This is a genomic window from Providencia lanzhouensis, from assembly GCF_050469745.1.
Classification (GTDB): Bacteria; Pseudomonadota; Gammaproteobacteria; order Enterobacterales; family Enterobacteriaceae; genus Providencia; species Providencia lanzhouensis.
Genome location: NZ_CP174123.1, coordinates 347000 through 363651, shown reverse-complemented (window position 1 = coordinate 363651; position 16652 = coordinate 347000). Strand labels below are relative to the sequence as shown.

The following is a 16652-nucleotide window of genomic DNA, read 5'->3' as shown; positions in this document are numbered from 1 at the left end:
TGTTTACTTGCATCACAGAAAAATAACAGTATGTTATGTCACTCACAAGCGTTCCACTAAATAAAAAATAAGGCCATGTCAGAAAATTTCCGCCCTATGAGTTGGGCAAAGAACCCACATCTCCAAACCTTATTGCCAAGGATCTTTCGCCGTACCCCGAAAATTATCCCAACATGGCAGCGATTAGAATTGCCTGACGGTGATTTTATCGATCTTGCTTGGAGTGAAAACCCAGAACAAGCGAGCGAAAAGCCTCGTTTAGTGATTTTTCATGGGTTGGAAGGAAATTTTAAAAGCCCCTATGCCCACGGGATGTTAGAAAGCGCCCAGAAACAAGGGTGGCTCGGCGTGATCATGCATTTTAGAGGATGCAGTGGTGAACCTAATCGCCAAAAACGTATTTACCATTCCGGTGAAACCAGTGATGCACGCTATTTTTTACATTGGCTAAAACAGACATGGGGTGATGCCCCCACCGCCGCGGTAGGCTATTCCCTTGGCGGTAATATGCTCGCCTGTTATTTAGCTGAAAACGGTGAGAATGCTGAATTAGATGCTGGCGTCGTTGTCTCGGCGCCATTAATGCTTGAAGCCTGCTCCATGAAAATGGAGAAAGGAATTTCTCAGCTCTATCAACGTTACCTATTAAATGGATTGAAACGTAACGCCACCCGCAAACTGGTGCGTTATCCGGGTTCACTTCCTCTTAATTTGTTGCAGCTAAAACAGTTAAAACGCATTCGTGAATTCGATGATGTGATCACCGCGCGTATTCATGGTTTTGATGACGCTGCTGATTATTACCAAAAATGCAGTGCGCTACCTAAGTTATCTCAAATTACTAAGCCAACCCTGATTATTCACGCAAAAGACGACCCATTCATGGCGCCCGAAGTCGTGCCTGATTTAAGCCATTTACCCGAAAATATTGAATACCAAATGACGGAGCATGGTGGGCACGTCGGGTTTGTCGGCGGTAGTTTTAGAAAACCACAAATGTGGTTAGAAACTCGCATCCCTCTGTGGCTAACTGCGTATTTGAATGAGCAAAAATCATGATTATTCCGTGGAAAGATCTCGCACCTGAAACCCTCGAAAATCTTATCGAGAGTTATGTTTTGCGCGAAGGAACCGATTATGGCGTTCACGAAAAAAGCTTGCAGGACAAAGTCAATGATGTGAAACGGCAGTTAGTTTCCGGCGAAATTGTGCTAGTCTGGTCTGAGTTACATGAATCGGTAAATTTCATGCCTAATAACCAGTTTCGCCCGTAGCGCTGTTTCTCAAAAATAGTGGTCATGGCGTAAAACAGGGAGTCCACTATGTCGAAGAAGCATCCGATTATTGCAGTGACGGGTTCGAGTGGCGCAGGAACAACCTCAACGAGCCAAGCTTTTCGTAAAATTTTCCATCAATTAAATATCCGCCCAGCCACCCTTGAGGGGGATAGTTTTCATCGTTATACCCGCCCTGAAATGGATATGGCTATTCGTAAAGCTCGCGAGCAAGGGCGCCATATCAGTTATTTCGGCCCAGAAGCCAATGATTTTTCTCTACTGGAACAAACCCTCATTGATTATGCCCAAACGGGTGGCGGTCAATCTCGGAAATATTTACACACTTACGATGAAGCCGTGCCTTATGGTCTACAACCCGGCACATTTACGCCATGGGAGCCATTACCCGCTAATACTGATGTGCTGTTTTATGAAGGATTACATGGTGGCGTAGTCACCCCAGAGCATGATGTTGCTCAGCATGTTGATTTACTTGTCGGTGTAGTACCGATTGTTAACCTTGAATGGATCCAGAAATTGATCCGCGATACCACCGAGCGAGGGCATTCTCGTGAAGCCGTAATGGATTCTGTAGTCCGTTCGATGGGGGATTATATTAACTATATTACGCCGCAGTTTTCTCGTACCCATATTAACTTCCAGCGGGTTCCTACCGTTGACACCTCTAACCCTTTTTCTGCCAAAGCCATTCCTTCACAGGACGAAAGTTTTATTGTTATTCGCTTTAGAGGATTAGAGCAGATCGATTTTCCTTATTTATTATCCATGTTAAATGGCTCGTTTATTTCAGCAATGAATACCATTGTGGTACCCGGAGGGAAATTAGGGCTCGCGATGGAGCTTATTATGATGCCATTAGTGGAAAAATTAATGAAACAACGAAATGGGTAGTTTGAGATTCTCATTAAATAGATAAATAACAAGATGCTTATCTTAATTATCGATAAGCATCTTAATATCAAGAAAATAATTACGGCGTTTTAATTTCGAAGCTATGAGTCACGTTAACCGTTTTTTCTAACATGATAGCAACTGAACAATATTTTTCAGCAGAAAGTTGAACCGCACGCTCTACCACTTTGTCCGTTAATTCACGTCCCGTCACAATAAAGTGCAGGTTGATATCCGTAAAATAACGCGGGGCTTCTTCACGGCGTTGTGAAGTTAATTTCACTTCACAATCAACAATATCCTGACGACCTTTTTGCAGAATAGAAACCACATCAATCGCGCTGCATCCGCCTGCTGCCATTAAAACCATTTCCATCGGACTCGGTGCTTTGTCGCCCGCATTACCATCCATCATGATTTGATGACCTGATGCCGACTCACCTAGAAAAGAGAGCCCTTCAACCCACTTTACGCGTGCTTCCATTTTTATTCCTCTCGAAAATAGTGATATTTATCGTCACATTGTTCCATATATCTAGACAATGTTATATCAGCATTATTAGGCTGAAGCGATACAGGGAAGACTTTCGGCATTGGATATGATACAAACAATGGTCAGTTGATAGGATTAAGATCAAAACTCAACGATTTAATTGATTATATTATACAATTGATATTAATTTACGTTAGCCTAGAGCAGCATTAATAATAGGCATCAATGTGACTTAATATGCTAAGCTAGACACTTTAAAGTCAGCCTTTCCCTACTTTTCGAAAGGTTGCAATAACATACAGAGGATAACGCTAATGGTTCTCGGCAAGCCACAAACAGACCCTACTCTTGAATGGTTTTTGTCACACTGCCATATTCATAAGTATCCATCCAAGAGCACTCTGATCCATCAGGGTGAAAAAGCAGAAACCCTTTACTACATTGTTAAAGGTTCAGTGGCTGTTTTAATCAAAGATGAAGAAGGCAAGGAAATGATTCTCTCTTACCTCAATCAGGGAGATTTCATTGGCGAACTTGGGTTATTTGAAGAAGGGCAAGAACGTACTGCGTGGGTTCGCGCGAAAGTTGCTTGCGAAGTCGCTGAAATTTCTTACAAGAAATTCCGTCAGCTGATTCAAGTCAATCCTGATATCCTGATGCGCCTTTCCGCGCAAATGGCAAGTCGTTTGCAAACCACGTCTGAAAAAGTTGGTAACCTTGCATTCTTAGATGTTACTGGTCGTATTGCTCAAACATTGTTGAATTTAGCTAAACAGCCTGATGCGATGACTCACCCAGACGGTATGCAAATCAAAATTACTCGTCAGGAAATCGGTCAAATCGTAGGTTGTTCTCGCGAAACTGTCGGTCGTATTTTAAAGATGCTGGAAGATCAAAACTTAATCTCCGCACACGGCAAAACAATCGTTGTTTACGGCACTCGCTAATTTACCTGTCAGCCTCACCTTTCTTGGTGAGGCTTCGATATTGAAATAGCTTTATACTTCACGTACAAAGCTATTTTCTCTTAATTAAGAACCTTTATATTCTCCCTCTCATTTATATACGTTCATTGATGAGTATCGTTTCTTTATATAATTATAGTTAATTGTCAAATTAAGATAGTGGTAACTAAACCATTATTGAGAGTTGACAACACGATGATTAAAAATATCAATCCAAGAAACGAAAGCATTATTAATATCAATGATAATAAAATCATAACCACTTCATCATTATCTAATAAAATAAAAAAAACCAATAATATTGATTCATGCATACCCGATAATAATCGCCTATCTAATTTACATTATCAAAAAAAACATTTCGCTATATCGACTTGTCACTTTGAGCCAAGTGAACAAAAAGAAATTAATCTAATTAAATACTCACCTCCTGTAGAAAAAATAACACTTCCCTATAAATATCATGAAGCTATTGAAGTTAATGACCATTTTTTAATTCTTAAATCCCCACGTGTTTTTAACCATTCCGTCTCAATAAAAAACCAGCCACTTATTAATGAAAAACAGGATGCCAAACTAATGCTAATTGATAAAACAAGTACTCCAGAAACCAATGTTTTTAAAGAATTTAATTTAAAACGTTCATCAAGCCGATTTTCAAACTTAATTTTAGAAATAAAATCGACCCATGAAAAAGGTATTCGCTATTTAAAAAACATCTTTAAAAAAAACAAGAGTGAACAATTTTTAGTCACCTTTAAAAAGGAAATCGAAACCCAAAAAAAACATGAAATAACAAAAGAAAACAATGTAATCACTTATCAAAATACCGCTTCGACTCAAAAGGTTGAAGATAATCTTAACACGCTAAAATCATTAAAAGCTAACCTAGCTGAGCAACTGAAAAAAACAGAGACAGACAAAGAAAATGCAATAAAAGCAGATGAAGAGAGAATAAAAAAAGAAGCTGAATCAAGCATGATACAGAAAACTTCTATTTTAAAAATAAATGATGAGAATAAAATAAAGAGCAATAATAACGAATTTGAGTTCAATGATGAGCTTGAGTGGGATAATGACACTAGTGATTGGAGTCATAATTTACACAAAAAAATTAACGGCAGTTTGGTTCGCTTATCAACTCCATCAACACATCAACTAAATAAATTACTTGTTGATGAAACTGACATGAAATCAATAAATCGACATCTTAAAAATATGGACACACTGAATGAACTTGAAAATAAAATTCATTCCAGTAATGAAAGTTTAAACTCCAACTCATCCGGCTATTTTTCAGAAAAAACGGATGAATCAGGATATAGTTCAGAAGAAACAGCAAAGATACATGTAAAAAATGATCATATTGCTACTCAAAAAAATAAAGAATTAAAAAACAAAGAAACAGAGAATACAGAGACGCCTCATAAAAAAACACACATTGTCGTGAAGCCAAAGAAAAAAACATATCAATTTAATGGAAAAATTAACCAAACTAGAACATCAATGTTAAGAGCCAAACATAATAGTGAAAAATATCAGTTTTCATCAAATGAAAACTCATCAAAAATAGCATCAAATAAAGGAAAACCCAATACTAAAAATTTAGATGCTATGTTGGATAAAACAGAAAAAACCATGAATGAAATAAATAATCTGAGCAAACAAATAGCCAAAGAAGAAGCACACTCTGCGATAATTCAAGCGAAATTAGCTAAGCTTAATAACAAGTAACAGCTTGAGTAATTGATCAGTGACAGAGGCAAATATGCCTCTGTCACTATAAAAATACAATTAGGCTAGCAACTTACTAATTGCCGTTTCTAACTTCGCCATCCCGCTATTAATTTCATCTTCAGAAATAATCAGTGATGGTGTAAAGCGCAATACATTTGTACCCGCATTCAGCATCATCAGCCCTTCAGCCGCGCAAGCTTGTAGAATATCTTTTGAGCGATTCAGTAATTTGCCATTTAGTTCTGCACCAATTAATAAGCCCATTCCACGAATTTCAGCAAAAATGCCATATTGGTCATTAAGCTTGTTTAAATGGGCGACAAATAACTCACGGCGCTTAGCAACCCCATCAAGTACTTCATCGGTATTGATAATATCAAAAGCGGCATTACCCACCGCACACGCCAGCGGATTACCACCATAAGTGGTTCCGTGTGAGCCCACTTCCATAGTCTTAGCAATTTCAGCGGTTGTAATCATCGCACTAATCGGGAAGCCGCCGCCGAGGGCTTTTGCTGTGGTTAAAATATCGGGAACGACATCATAGTGCATATAAGAGAATAATTTCCCCGTACGCCCCATTCCACTTTGCACTTCGTCAAAAATAAGTAATGTATTATTTTCATCGCAAAGCTTACGAACTCCTTGCAGAAATTCTGGTGTTGCTGGGGTTACCCCGCCTTCCCCTTGAACTGGCTCCAAAACCACTGCACAGGTATTTTCATCGATCACGGCTTTAACGGCATCAAGGTCATTAAAAGGCACATGAATAATATCCGCAGGCTTTGGACCAAAACCATCTGCATATTTCGCTTGTCCACCGACTGAGACAGTAAATAATGTTCTGCCGTGAAACGCTTGCTTGAATGCAATGATCTTCGTTTTATATGGGCTATATTTGGTGATGGCATAACGACGCGCTAACTTGAATGCGGCTTCATTCGCTTCAGAGCCAGAGTTCACAAAAAATGCACGGTCTGCAAATGTTGCTTTGGTTAATTTTTGAGCCAGCTTTAACGCCTGCTCATTGGTAAAAACATTGCTCACATGCCACAGTTTTTCGCTTTGTTCACGAACAGCAGCGACTAAACTTGGATGGCAATGACCCAGCGCTAAAACCGCGATCCCACCTGCAAAATCAATATATTCTTTACCTTGCTGATCCCAAACGCGACTACCTTCGCCTTTAACTGGAATAAATTCAGCTGGCGAAAAAATAGGTAACATAACCTGATCAAAAGTTTGCCGATTGACTGCGTGTTGTTCTGACATACCCCTCACCTGCTCTTTATCGAATGCCTAAGTGAAAATATAAGCATCAAATATGAATAAAAAATCAATAAAGAGCAATAGGGAAGGGTAAAATATGCATAATTAATTTTGCTATTCGCGAAAATCAACCACTAATATTTGAGAAAGTTACTCAACAACTCATGACCTTGTTCGCTGAGAATACTTTCAGGATGGAATTGAACCCCTTCAATTGGCAGGGTTTTATGGCGGATCCCCATAATTTCATCGATATCCCCGTTATTCAGTGACCATGCGGAGACATCAAAAGAGGCTGGTAGTGTTTCTGCCGCAATCACTAAAGAGTGATAGCGAGTCACCGTTAAAGGCCGATTAAGTCCTTTAAATACCCCTTGATGATTATGGTGGATAGATGACGTTTTGCCGTGCATCACTTCTCTCGCTTTCACGACAGAGGCACCAAAAGCTTGCCCAATGGCTTGATGACCTAAGCAGATCCCCAAAATGGGGACTTTCCCGGCAAAATGTTTTATCGCTTCCAGAGAAATCCCTGCCTCATCAGGCGTGCAAGGACCCGGTGAAATGACCAAATGGGTTGGAGCCAATTGTTCAATTTCTTCAATGGTAATTTCGTCATTACGTTTCACCAGCACTTCCGCCCCTAGTTCGCAGAAATATTGGTATAAGTTGTATGTAAATGAATCGTAATTATCAATAAGTAAAAGCATAGTAGCCTATCCGACTGATTTTTATCATTATAAGTTTTTTTGTTTATGCATAATTTGTGGCGGTTAGCAATTAGAACGCGTCCCAAAAACCATAAATTATCACAAAGGGCGGCTATCATAGCACAGCCAAGACAGGAAAATAGCCTATTTACGTCAAGTAACCCACTTTCAGTATAAAATTTCCATATAAAAATCATGGGATTATATTCACAAGAATATAACAACATTCAAAATTTGATAATAATTGCTTTAAATACAATGGAATAAAATAGCAGCAGCCAGACTAAATTAGATTGCCCTTCATGTTGTGTATTTCATGTACAATATTTTTTCACTCTAAAATAAGCTCCATATTTAGTGCTAATTTTAGAGGTTGCTATGTATACCAAAACGCTTCTTGCTAAAAAAACATCATCAATTAGCGAATTTAAAAAAACCCTCCGCCGCAATGAATGAATCAAATGGAGAGCCTGTTGCCATTTTGAGCCACAACAAAGCGATCTTCTACTGCGTACCTACCGATTTATTCGAGCTAATGGTAGAAAAACTTGGCGATCAACTCCTATTAGAAAAAGCAATCGCACGCATGGATGATGATGAAATAGAAGTGAGTTGGGATGACTTATAATGGAAAGAGTGTAAGAAAAAATGCAAAGAAAGGCTTTGTAGATAAGAGGATGATTGCAATAAACCACCCTCTTTATTAGAAATGATATTAAGGCTTTTTAATCACTTCCGCGGAAATAATCGTAATAGGTTCAACAGGAACATTTTGATATGGGCCTACGTTCTCTGTTTTCACTTTAGAAATTTTGTCTGCAACATCCATTCCTTTAACGACTTTACCAAATACCGCATAGCCGAAATCACGTTGCCCATGATCTAAAAACGCATTGTCAGCAACATTAATAAAGAATTGGCTGGTTGCACTGTCTTTATTTGCGCTACGAGCCATTGAAATAGTGCCACGTAAATTACGTAATCCATTATCAGCTTCGTTAGCGATTGGTGCACGGGTTTGTTTTTGCTGCAATTCTTTATTAAAACCGCCGCCTTGGATCATAAATCCAGGAATAACACGATGGAAGGTTGTACCGTTGTAATAGCCTTCATTAACATATTGCAGGAAGTTTTCAGTACTAACAGGGGCTTTTTTACTATTGAGTTCTAATTCAATATTACCTGCGGAGGTGACTAATTTAACGTAAGTTTCACCCGCGGCTAATGCAAGAGAAGTTGTGCTCATTGCACAGATTGCCAATAATGGCACAAAAATTCGTTTCAACATTCAAGATCCCTTTTGTTAATACCCAAAAACATATTAATTGCCCAATTCTAGAGCGAAGCGGGAGTAATTGCTAAAGATTTACCTATATTTACGCCAAATAGTTAAATTTTGCTGAATTAAATTAATTGTAGAGCCATTTAATGAAAAAACCTTCGCTTAATGTCATTCTCAAATAGATATCGCACCAAATATCCCCCTTTTGTTGTTTGTATGCTATTCAGTCGCTATAATCCCCCAGCCTTTTGAGGCTACTCAGGGAGAACCACCAATGGCAATTAAAAACCACAACTACCACATGACAAAATTTGTCATCAGTGCCCCCGATATCCGTCATCTACCAAAAGATACGGGCATTGAGGTGGCGTTTGCTGGCCGATCTAACGCGGGCAAATCCAGTGCATTAAATGCATTAACACAGCAAAAAAGCTTAGCGCGAACCAGTAAAACACCGGGAAGAACTCAGCTTATCAACCTGTTTGAAGTTGAAGAGGGCATTCGCCTAGTTGACCTTCCGGGCTACGGTTATGCCGAAGTACCTGAAGAGATGAAGCGCAAATGGCAGCAAGCTCTCGGTGAATATTTACAGAAAAGAGAATGTATCAAAGGGTTAGTGATTTTGATGGATATCCGTCATCCATTAAAAGACCTCGATATGCAGATGATCGAATGGTCAGTCGCCATGAGCATTCCTGTTCTTGTTCTACTCACCAAAGCGGATAAGCTCGCTTCAGGCGCAAGAAAGAAACAGTTAATGGAAGTTCGCCAAGCATTAGCGCCGTTATCAGTGGAAGGCGATATTGAAGTGGAATATTTTTCTGCACTGAAAAAAATGGGTATCGATAAATTACGTATCAAACTCGACAGTTGGTACAGTAACGCCGCAGAATAATCTTTTCATTCCTTGTACGCCCATTCGGCGTACAACGGTCTATGCCGTTAGCGCATCAAAATTTATGCAAAAAAAATGCTCCAGTCAAAAACTTGACTGGAGCAGCTAATATTCAGCTAAATCCGATTACGTGAAGTAAAAGGTCTGAAAGATAGAACATCTTACCTCTGTACCCTACGCCTGATAATGTACTTTATTTTCCGCTCGAAAAAAAGGCTTTTTGTAGTTTTTTTTCAAAGCTTACTACGATTCAGCCCTGCAAATTGCCTAATAATTCGTTAAAAACGTATTTTTACTACATATTTATGAGATCTAAGTCGCATAATAACAGCCTTCGCCATCCCAACGATATATTTAAAATTCAGTGTTTTACCCATGAATTATGTGAAATTTAAAGGGAATAAAACGCCTCCAATTAGCTGCGTAAATACCACTATAAAAAATATTCTAAGCATAAAAAAACACCCCAAAAATTGTCTCCAACCTTTGGGGTGCCTTACATTATCTTCTACTTAACTCTTAGCTTTTGCTTTTGCTTTTGCTTTTGCTTTTAGTTTTTACTTCTAAGATCGTTTTACCAACCAATACTCTAAATAGTTCATGTTGTGGCAAGGCGGTGAGCGAAGACAGCTTGGGGAGCATACACAAGTATGTGACCCAAGTGGCTGAGTGAAACCAACACAGCCACAGCGTGAAATATGACGAGTATTAGTGCGCTTCGTCCCAGTTCGAGCCGACACCCACCTCCACTTTGAGAGGAACATCCAGCGTCATACTCTGCTCCATCAGCGCCTGAACCTTCGCTTGTACCTTCTCTAACTCGGACTCTTTGACTTCAAACACCAGTTCATCGTGCACCTGCATGAGCATATCTGCATCTGGTTTTTCGGTTTCGAGCCAATTATCTACTGCTATCATCGCTTTTTTGATGATATCAGCTGCTGTACCTTGCATTGGAGCATTGATCGCTTCGCGTTCTGCTGCTTTACGGCGCATGCCATTGCTAGATTTAATATCGGCAAGATACAATCTACGCCCTTCTAATGTCTCAACATAACCTTGTTCAGACGCTTGCAGGCGGGTATTTTCCATATAACGCAGCACACCTGGATAACGCTCAAAGTAGAGATCCATATAACGCTGTGCTTCTCCACGTGGGATGCCTAACTGGCGAGCCAAACCAAATGCACTCATGCCATAAATCAAACCGAAGTTAATCGCTTTTGCACTACGGCGTTGGTCGCTGGTGACTTCCTCTAACGGAACACCAAATACCTCGGCTGCGGTGGCTCTATGGATATCTTTCCCTTCCGCAAACGCCTTCAATAAGCCTTTATCTTGGGAAAGGTGCGCCATAATACGCAATTCAATTTGTGAATAGTCCGCTGCCATCACTTTGTAACCATCACGCGCCACAAACGCTTGGCGGATACGTCGACCTTCTTCGGTACGCACTGGAATATTTTGCAAGTTCGGGTCACGGGAAGATAAACGTCCCGTCGCTGTTACTGCTTGGTGATAAGAGGTATGCACGCGATGAGTTTTTGGATTAATCATCAGCGGCAGCTTATCCGTATAGGTGGATTTTAGCTTCGCTAAGCTACGATGCTCTAACAGTAATTTTGGTAGTGCATGGTTTAATGCCAGCTCTTCCAACACTTCTTCGTTGGTTGAAGCAGCGCCACTTGGTGTTTTCTTGATAACTGGCAATTGCAGCTTTTCGAATAAAATCGTCTGCAACTGTTTCGGAGATGCCAGATTGAACTCTTCACCCGCTAACTCAAACGCCTGTTTTTCCAACTCCGCTAAACGCGCGGTGATCACCTGAGACTGCGCCCCTAATGCCGCCGCGTCAATCAGCACACCTTTACGTTCCATACGCACTAACACAGGCACCAACGGCATTTCGATATTTTGGAAAACGTGGGCTAATTTTGGCTCTGCTTCCAGTTGTGGATACAGCGCTTGATGCAGTAACAATGTCACATCCGCATCTTCCGCCGCATAATTTGCCGCTTGTTCCAATGGAATTTGGTTAAAGGTTAACTGCTTTTTGCCTTTACCCGCTATCTCTTCAAAACTCACGGTCTTATGGTTGAGATGGCGATCTGCAAGGCTGTCCATATCATGACGTCCCATGCCTGCCACACTGTTCAATACATAAGATTCCAACATAGTGTCAAACGCGATGCCTTTTAGCGAAATATCGTAATTTAATAACACTTCCGCATCGTATTTTAGATTTTGACCGATTTTGCCGATTTTCTCATTTTCTAAGATAGGCTTCATCGCTGCCAAAACGTCTTTTAAAGGCAACTGATCTGGCGCATCAAGATAGTCATGCCCGACAGGTAAATAGGCGGCATGACCGGCTTCGATGGCAAATGACATACCGACTAAACGAGCTTCTTGAGTATCCAGGCTGTCAGTTTCTGTATCAAAGGCAAACAGCGTCGCTTCGCTGAGTTTTTTCACCCAGCTATCTAACTGTTCTTTATCGAGAATTGTTTGGTAATTTTCAGCACATAGCGTTGGAACTACTGGCTTAGATTTTGCCGCAGGCTGGCTTGCTGGTGCACGGTAACTTTCTGCGGCTTTAGTTGGTTTCCCCCCTTTGCCGTCCATCCAGCTACCATTTTCAACATCGGCCAACCAGCGTTTAAATTCATAACGGCTAAACAGTGAATGAAGTTTATCCGCATCCAGTTCCGTCACTTTGAGTTCTTCACACGGTTTTTCTAGCTCAACATCCGTTTTAATCGTCGCCAGTTGGTAAGATAACAGTGCGAGTTCGCGGTTTTCTTCCATTTTTGGTGCGAGGGTTTTAGAGCCACGGAAACCGAGTGGAGCAATCGCATCTAAGTTTTTATAGATGTCGTCTAAGCTACCAATACCTTGCAATAATGCTAATGCGGTTTTTTCACCGACACCCGGTACACCCGGAATATTATCGGATGAGTCCCCCATTAAGGCTAAAAAGTCGATAATTAGGCTTGGTGGAACCCCATACTTCGCTTCCACTTCTTCAGGACCTAAGATGGTGTTGGTCATTGTGTTGATCAGAGTGATATTCGGTTCAACCAACTGAGCCATATCTTTATCGCCCGTACTGATCAGCACTGGCATCCCTTTACTGCTGGCTTCACGCGCCAACGTACCGATGACGTCATCCGCTTCCACACCAGGTACCACTAGCAGCGGCAGCCCCATGGCTTCCACCATTTCATGCAATGGTGCAATTTGAGCGCGCAGATCGTCCGGCATTGGCGGACGATGGGATTTGTAGCTTTCAAACAGTTCATCACGGAACGTTTTTCCCTTAGCATCAAAGACAACCGCCACATGACTCGGGGTATATTGCATGATTAGGCTACGCAGCATATTCAACACGCCATACATCGCTCCGGTAGGTTCACCAGCGCTGTTGGTCAATGGAGGGAATGCATGATAAGCACGGTACAGGTAGGAAGAGCCATCTACCAAAATAAGGGGATTTTCAGCAATCTGAGCCATAATCTGTCATCATCTTTTTTATCGGGAATGAATGGGGGATAGGATGCCACATTGTGGCTTCAGATACACCTTGAGATTCAATTTCCCGCTGAGTTATCCCATTTCTTATGCGATAACTTCCTGTGGATAACTTTGTGAGTAAAATTTAGTTATCTAAAGGATTCAATGAGTAAGAGAATTGCAAGAAGAAAACAATAAAATAAAATCAATAAGTTAGCTAATGAGGCTTTGATTTATCGCAAATCAGGGGGGATGGTCGAATTGTGGATATTGATAACGGACAATCAGTAAATAAAAAGATAGCGGCAAGTTGCCGCTATCTTCATTGATTATTTTTTGCTGACTAAGAAGTTCACAACTTTTGAGTATTCTTTAGCATAATCCTCTGCGTTATCGACAGAAATTCCGTTATTACGGATTTGATATTTACCATCGACGAATAACGCTGGCACGCCACGCAGTTTTAAATCTTGTGCGGCATTTTGTTGCTTAGCAACTAACGATTTTACGACGAAGCTATTCAGCGCTGCATCGTATTCTTCACCCGTTACGCCCGCTTTAATAAACGCATTACGGATATCCGCAGGGGTATTGATCGTTTGGGTTTTCTGAATGCCTTCAAACAGAATTGGCGTCACTTTATCTTCAACTTTCAGCACCATCGCCACAGCCCACGCTTGAGTCATTTGAGCACCTAGAGGGCCTAAGAAATCAACGTGATAACGCGCTTTAGTTACACCTTCTGGCAGGTTTTTCTCTACCGTTTGTGGCACTTTGTAGATGCTTTCAAACTGATAGCAGTGTGGGCAGTAGAATGAGAAAAACTCCAGAACTTGCGGTAAGTCTTGTACCGGAGGCTTAACATCCGTGTACTCTTTACCTTCTGAATAATTTGCTGCCGCAGCACCAAAAGACATGGCAATACCAATCAAAGCCAACATGATTTTTTTCATAGAAAACTTTCTCCAAAAACATAGTCTTAAATATTAAAATTGCGGGTTCAATTGCAAAGGAGCATCTAACAACCGTTCAGTTTGCTGTGCAAACTCGATAGATTGCTTTTGCCAAAAATCAGCAGATTGGATCCAAGAAAATGCTTTCGGGAAAGCGGGATCTTGCCAGCGACGAAGGATCCATCCTAAATAATGCACCATTCGCATCGCACGTAGCGGTTCAATCAGCTTTAACTCACGTACATCAAAATCACAAAACTCGTTATACGCTTCTAATAACGTATCCAGTTGGATAATTTGCTCTTGGCGTGAACCATTAAGCAACATCCATAAATCTTGCACCGCAGGGCCATTGCGCGCATCGTCAAAATCCACCAGCCACGCTTCATCACGCCACAAAATATTGCCAGGGTGGCAATCCCCTTGCAGGCGAATAAAAGATTGTTGAGCAGGCCACAGGGCTTTAACTTGGGCAATCAACTTATCCAATGAATCTATCAAAGGTGCTTTATCACGTTCAGTAATCAATGAACTGGCGGCGATAATATTTCTCGGCTGGTCAAGGTACTCTTCCACACCAAGAGTCGGACGAAATGCAAAGTTTCGCTGTTTACCGATTTGATGCACTCGTCCTAATAAATGACCGACACCCTCAAGCTGGAATAAATTATCCGTTTCATATTGGCGCCCTCCGATACTCGGAAAGAGTGCAAACATAAACCCACCAAACTCTAATACCGTTTGTCCGGCAAATTCTAAAGGCGCAGCCACCGATAAGCCTTCATTTTGTAGCTCAAGGGTAAAATCATGCTCTTCTTGAATTTGAGAACGGTTCCAGCGCTCAGGACGATAAAATTTCACCACATAGCGTTGGCGATTTTCATCCTGAAATTGGTAAACGCGATTTTCGTAGCTGTTAAGCTCTGTCAGCCCTGATTCTGGGTAAATCCCCGCTTCCATCAGCGCATCAAGGATCAAATCAGGGGAGATCCCACTAAAATGGAAGCTCGATTGTTCTGTTAAATCCATGTTCATTTAATCTTTTATGATGCCACGAGCACGTAGAATGGCCGTTTTAAAATCATCTTCGTAATCTTTTTGAATACCGGGGATCACCGCATTGCTGTCAGTGCCACGCATTTTTAGATGATAAATTAATACGTCGTCTGTCAGTTCAGATAAACTGCCTTTAAAACCCGCTTCATCTGCCAGTTTTTGCAGTAATTGCACTAAATTTAAATCTGAATTGTCCTTCCATACTGGATGCAGAAGTTCGATGACTTCATTTAAACGATGGCATTTCATGTTTATTCCTTATCACGAATATTCGATACAAGTTACCAATAATCCTACAAGAGAAAAAGGGAACAGTTGTCAATCTAAGTAAAGTTTAACCGTTTCTTGTATTAATATTCATTGATTTTATAGGAAAATAGAATAGATTTTAGCTGTTACTATACTCAAAAAACTACTTAAGTTCGTTAAAACATTTTCGCTAAGATTTTCAGAGATATTGAACATGTCATTTCGTCAGTCGATTACAGGCGTGATCCTCGCCGGGGGCAAAGGCACCCGCATGGGAGGCCAAGATAAGGGTTTAATTCCTTTATTGGGTAAGCCGCTATACCGCCATATTATTGAGCGTTTGCAGCCGCAAGTCGGTCAATTGATGATCAACGCTAATCGCCACCACGCAGAATATGCACAAAGCCAGCTGCCCGTTTTCACGGATTTAACCGCAGATTTTTCGGGTCCCTTAGCAGGGATGCAAGCTGCACTCCATCAGGTCACCACCGATTGGCTGCTATTTGTCCCTTGCGATGTTCCCGAATTCCCAACTGATTTAGCCGAAAAAATGTTTCGCGAAAAAGGCGAGCACCTTGCCTGCTACGCCTGCGATAACGAACGAGAGCACCCGACATTTACCCTACTCCATCGGTCTCTCCAGAAACCGTTGAATGATTACCTCGCAAGAGGAGATCGCAAACTGATGCTATTTATGCGTGAAATCGATGCAAAAGGCGTCATGTTTACCTCTGAAACCGGCACATTTGCTAATTTAAATACGCCGGAAGATAGCCGTAACTGGGAGTTACAACAAAAAAAATCATGAACCAGAACACGTTACCTCTACTCGGGATCACCGCCTACAGTGGCACCGGGAAAACTACTTTGCTCAAGAAAGTTATCCCTTTACTGAGACTACGTCATGTTCGTGTGGGCTTAATCAAACACACGCATCACGATATGGAAATTGATACGCCGGGCAAAGACAGTTATGAATTACGCAAAGCAGGTGCAGCCCAAACGTTAGTCGCCAGCAATCAGCGCTGGGCATTAATGACCGAAACCCCTGAATGCAATGAAATGAATCTGAGCTATCTGGCTAGCCGCTTTGATCCTGCTTCGCTAGATCTGATCTTAGTGGAAGGATTCAAAAGTGAGCCCATCGATAAAATCGCGCTATTTCGATCCGATGTAGGTAAGCCGCTAAACGGCTTAATTGACGAGTATGTCGTGGCGGTTGCCAGCGACGAAATTATTGATACCGACGTGCCACAATTGGATATCAATAACCCCGAACAGGTGGCGGATTATATTGTTTCTTGGTGGCAGAAAAGCCAGTAATTGCCGCTCTAAATGCCT

Annotated in this window: 17 protein-coding genes; 9 read left to right on the top strand and 8 right to left on the bottom strand. The window is 41.2% G+C overall.

The features are described from left to right. The first annotated feature begins 75 nt into the window (after positions 1–75). The 3 genes from ACIH2S_RS01660 to ACIH2S_RS01650 are packed head-to-tail and all read left to right on the top strand — an operon-like array spanning position 76 to position 2189. Positions 76–1059, top strand: a complete 984-nt coding sequence (locus tag ACIH2S_RS01660; RefSeq protein WP_108478755.1) for a hydrolase — start codon at positions 76–78, stop codon at positions 1057–1059. After that, the gene (locus tag ACIH2S_RS01655; protein ID WP_108478754.1) at positions 1056–1274 is read left to right on the top strand and encodes a YheU family protein; all 219 of its coding nucleotides are present in this window, start codon (positions 1056–1058) and stop codon (positions 1272–1274) included. The genes ACIH2S_RS01660 and ACIH2S_RS01655 overlap by 4 nt, the downstream gene beginning before the upstream one ends. Positions 1275–1322: 48 nt before the next feature. Continuing rightward, positions 1323–2189: a phosphoribulokinase gene (locus ACIH2S_RS01650; protein WP_036948682.1), complete on the top strand. Its 867-nt coding sequence runs from the start codon at positions 1323–1325 to the stop codon at positions 2187–2189. A gap of 79 nt (positions 2190–2268) precedes the next feature. On the opposite strand, the gene ACIH2S_RS01645 is transcribed toward ACIH2S_RS01650, so the two are convergent. Further along, positions 2269–2673 carry an OsmC family protein gene (locus ACIH2S_RS01645; protein ID WP_154626510.1) on the bottom strand — a complete coding sequence of 135 codons (405 nt, stop codon included), beginning with the start codon at positions 2671–2673 and terminating at the stop codon, positions 2269–2271. Between the two features lie 323 nt (positions 2674–2996). Here ACIH2S_RS01645 and crp point away from each other — a divergent pair, with 323 nt between their 5' ends. Continuing rightward, entirely contained in the window at positions 2997–3629 is a 633-nt protein-coding gene (crp, locus tag ACIH2S_RS01640) for a cAMP-activated global transcriptional regulator CRP (protein ID WP_006813718.1), read from the top strand. A gap of 213 nt (positions 3630–3842) precedes the next feature. After that, on the top strand, positions 3843–5381 hold the full coding sequence (locus ACIH2S_RS01635) for a hypothetical protein (RefSeq protein WP_349488148.1): 1539 nt from the start codon (positions 3843–3845) through the stop codon (positions 5379–5381). Positions 5382–5441: 60 nt separating this feature from the next. On the opposite strand, the gene ACIH2S_RS01630 is transcribed toward ACIH2S_RS01635, so the two are convergent. Both ACIH2S_RS01630 and ACIH2S_RS01625 read right to left on the bottom strand, forming a co-directional pair. Then, the gene (locus tag ACIH2S_RS01630; protein ID WP_430247982.1) at positions 5442–6656 is read right to left on the bottom strand and encodes an aspartate aminotransferase family protein; all 1215 of its coding nucleotides are present in this window, start codon (positions 6654–6656) and stop codon (positions 5442–5444) included. 131 nt (positions 6657–6787) lie between these two features. After that, the gene (locus ACIH2S_RS01625) at positions 6788–7363 is read right to left on the bottom strand and encodes an aminodeoxychorismate synthase component II (RefSeq protein WP_036948669.1); all 576 of its coding nucleotides are present in this window, start codon (positions 7361–7363) and stop codon (positions 6788–6790) included. 397 nt (positions 7364–7760) lie between these two features. On the opposite strand from ACIH2S_RS01625, the gene ACIH2S_RS01620 reads away from it, so the two are divergent. Further along, positions 7761–7991 (top strand): plasmid stabilization protein, encoded by a 231-nt coding sequence (locus ACIH2S_RS01620; RefSeq protein WP_154637314.1) that lies wholly within the window; start codon positions 7761–7763, stop codon positions 7989–7991. 87 nt (positions 7992–8078) lie between these two features. On the opposite strand, the gene ppiA is transcribed toward ACIH2S_RS01620, so the two are convergent. Next, entirely contained in the window at positions 8079–8651 is a 573-nt protein-coding gene (gene ppiA / locus ACIH2S_RS01615) for a peptidylprolyl isomerase A (protein WP_108478750.1), read from the bottom strand. 268 nt (positions 8652–8919) lie between these two features. Between ppiA and yihA the strand changes: the two genes are divergently transcribed. After that, on the top strand, positions 8920–9540 hold the full coding sequence (gene yihA / locus ACIH2S_RS01610; RefSeq protein WP_036948665.1) for a ribosome biogenesis GTP-binding protein YihA/YsxC: 621 nt from the start codon (positions 8920–8922) through the stop codon (positions 9538–9540). Positions 9541–10248: 708 nt separating this feature from the next. On the opposite strand, the gene polA is transcribed toward yihA, so the two are convergent. The 4 genes from polA to ACIH2S_RS01590 form a co-directional block, all read right to left on the bottom strand. After that, the gene (polA, locus tag ACIH2S_RS01605) at positions 10249–13053 is read right to left on the bottom strand and encodes a DNA polymerase I (protein ID WP_430247981.1); all 2805 of its coding nucleotides are present in this window, start codon (positions 13051–13053) and stop codon (positions 10249–10251) included. Positions 13054–13382: 329 nt separating this feature from the next. Continuing rightward, a complete protein-coding gene (gene dsbA, locus ACIH2S_RS01600; RefSeq protein ID WP_036948659.1) occupies positions 13383–14006 on the bottom strand; it encodes a thiol:disulfide interchange protein DsbA in 624 nt (207 codons plus the stop codon). A gap of 33 nt (positions 14007–14039) precedes the next feature. Next, positions 14040–15041, bottom strand: coding sequence for a serine/threonine protein kinase (locus ACIH2S_RS01595; RefSeq protein WP_430247980.1), 1002 nt, complete (start codon positions 15039–15041; stop codon positions 14040–14042). Further along, positions 15042–15311, bottom strand: coding sequence for a YihD family protein (locus tag ACIH2S_RS01590; protein WP_006659561.1), 270 nt, complete (start codon positions 15309–15311; stop codon positions 15042–15044). It lies immediately after the preceding gene. Between the two features lie 214 nt (positions 15312–15525). Between ACIH2S_RS01590 and mobA the strand changes: the two genes are divergently transcribed. Together mobA and mobB are read left to right on the top strand one after the other, a co-directional pair. Further along, the gene (gene mobA / locus ACIH2S_RS01585; protein ID WP_036948657.1) at positions 15526–16119 is read left to right on the top strand and encodes a molybdenum cofactor guanylyltransferase MobA; all 594 of its coding nucleotides are present in this window, start codon (positions 15526–15528) and stop codon (positions 16117–16119) included. Beyond that, a complete protein-coding gene (gene mobB / locus ACIH2S_RS01580; RefSeq protein ID WP_108478748.1) occupies positions 16116–16634 on the top strand; it encodes a molybdopterin-guanine dinucleotide biosynthesis protein MobB in 519 nt (172 codons plus the stop codon). The genes mobA and mobB overlap by 4 nt, the downstream gene beginning before the upstream one ends. The last annotated feature ends 18 nt before the right edge of the window (positions 16635–16652 follow it).

Excerpts from the sequence above, each read along its gene's own strand:
- ACIH2S_RS01660 (WP_108478755.1), top strand. The coding sequence starts at position 76 with ATGTCAGAAAATTTCCGCCCTATGAGTTGGGCAAAGAACCCACATCTC.
- ACIH2S_RS01655 (WP_108478754.1), top strand. The coding sequence starts at position 1,056 with ATGATTATTCCGTGGAAAGATCTCGCACCTGAAACCCTCGAAAATCTT.
- ACIH2S_RS01650 (WP_036948682.1), top strand. The coding sequence starts at position 1,323 with ATGTCGAAGAAGCATCCGATTATTGCAGTGACGGGTTCGAGTGGCGCA.
- ACIH2S_RS01645 (WP_154626510.1), bottom strand. The coding sequence starts at position 2,673 with ATGGAAGCACGCGTAAAGTGGGTTGAAGGGCTCTCTTTTCTAGGTGAG.
- crp (WP_006813718.1), top strand. The coding sequence starts at position 2,997 with ATGGTTCTCGGCAAGCCACAAACAGACCCTACTCTTGAATGGTTTTTG.
- ACIH2S_RS01635 (WP_349488148.1), top strand. The coding sequence starts at position 3,843 with ATGATTAAAAATATCAATCCAAGAAACGAAAGCATTATTAATATCAAT.
- ACIH2S_RS01630 (WP_430247982.1), bottom strand. The coding sequence starts at position 6,656 with ATGTCAGAACAACACGCAGTCAATCGGCAAACTTTTGATCAGGTTATG.
- ACIH2S_RS01625 (WP_036948669.1), bottom strand. The coding sequence starts at position 7,363 with ATGCTTTTACTTATTGATAATTACGATTCATTTACATACAACTTATAC.
- ppiA (WP_108478750.1), bottom strand. The coding sequence starts at position 8,651 with ATGTTGAAACGAATTTTTGTGCCATTATTGGCAATCTGTGCAATGAGC.
- yihA (WP_036948665.1), top strand. The coding sequence starts at position 8,920 with ATGGCAATTAAAAACCACAACTACCACATGACAAAATTTGTCATCAGT.
- polA (WP_430247981.1), bottom strand. The coding sequence starts at position 13,053 with ATGGCTCAGATTGCTGAAAATCCCCTTATTTTGGTAGATGGCTCTTCC.
- dsbA (WP_036948659.1), bottom strand. The coding sequence starts at position 14,006 with ATGAAAAAAATCATGTTGGCTTTGATTGGTATTGCCATGTCTTTTGGT.
- ACIH2S_RS01595 (WP_430247980.1), bottom strand. The coding sequence starts at position 15,041 with ATGAACATGGATTTAACAGAACAATCGAGCTTCCATTTTAGTGGGATC.
- ACIH2S_RS01590 (WP_006659561.1), bottom strand. The coding sequence starts at position 15,311 with ATGAAATGCCATCGTTTAAATGAAGTCATCGAACTTCTGCATCCAGTA.
- mobA (WP_036948657.1), top strand. The coding sequence starts at position 15,526 with ATGTCATTTCGTCAGTCGATTACAGGCGTGATCCTCGCCGGGGGCAAA.
- mobB (WP_108478748.1), top strand. The coding sequence starts at position 16,116 with ATGAACCAGAACACGTTACCTCTACTCGGGATCACCGCCTACAGTGGC.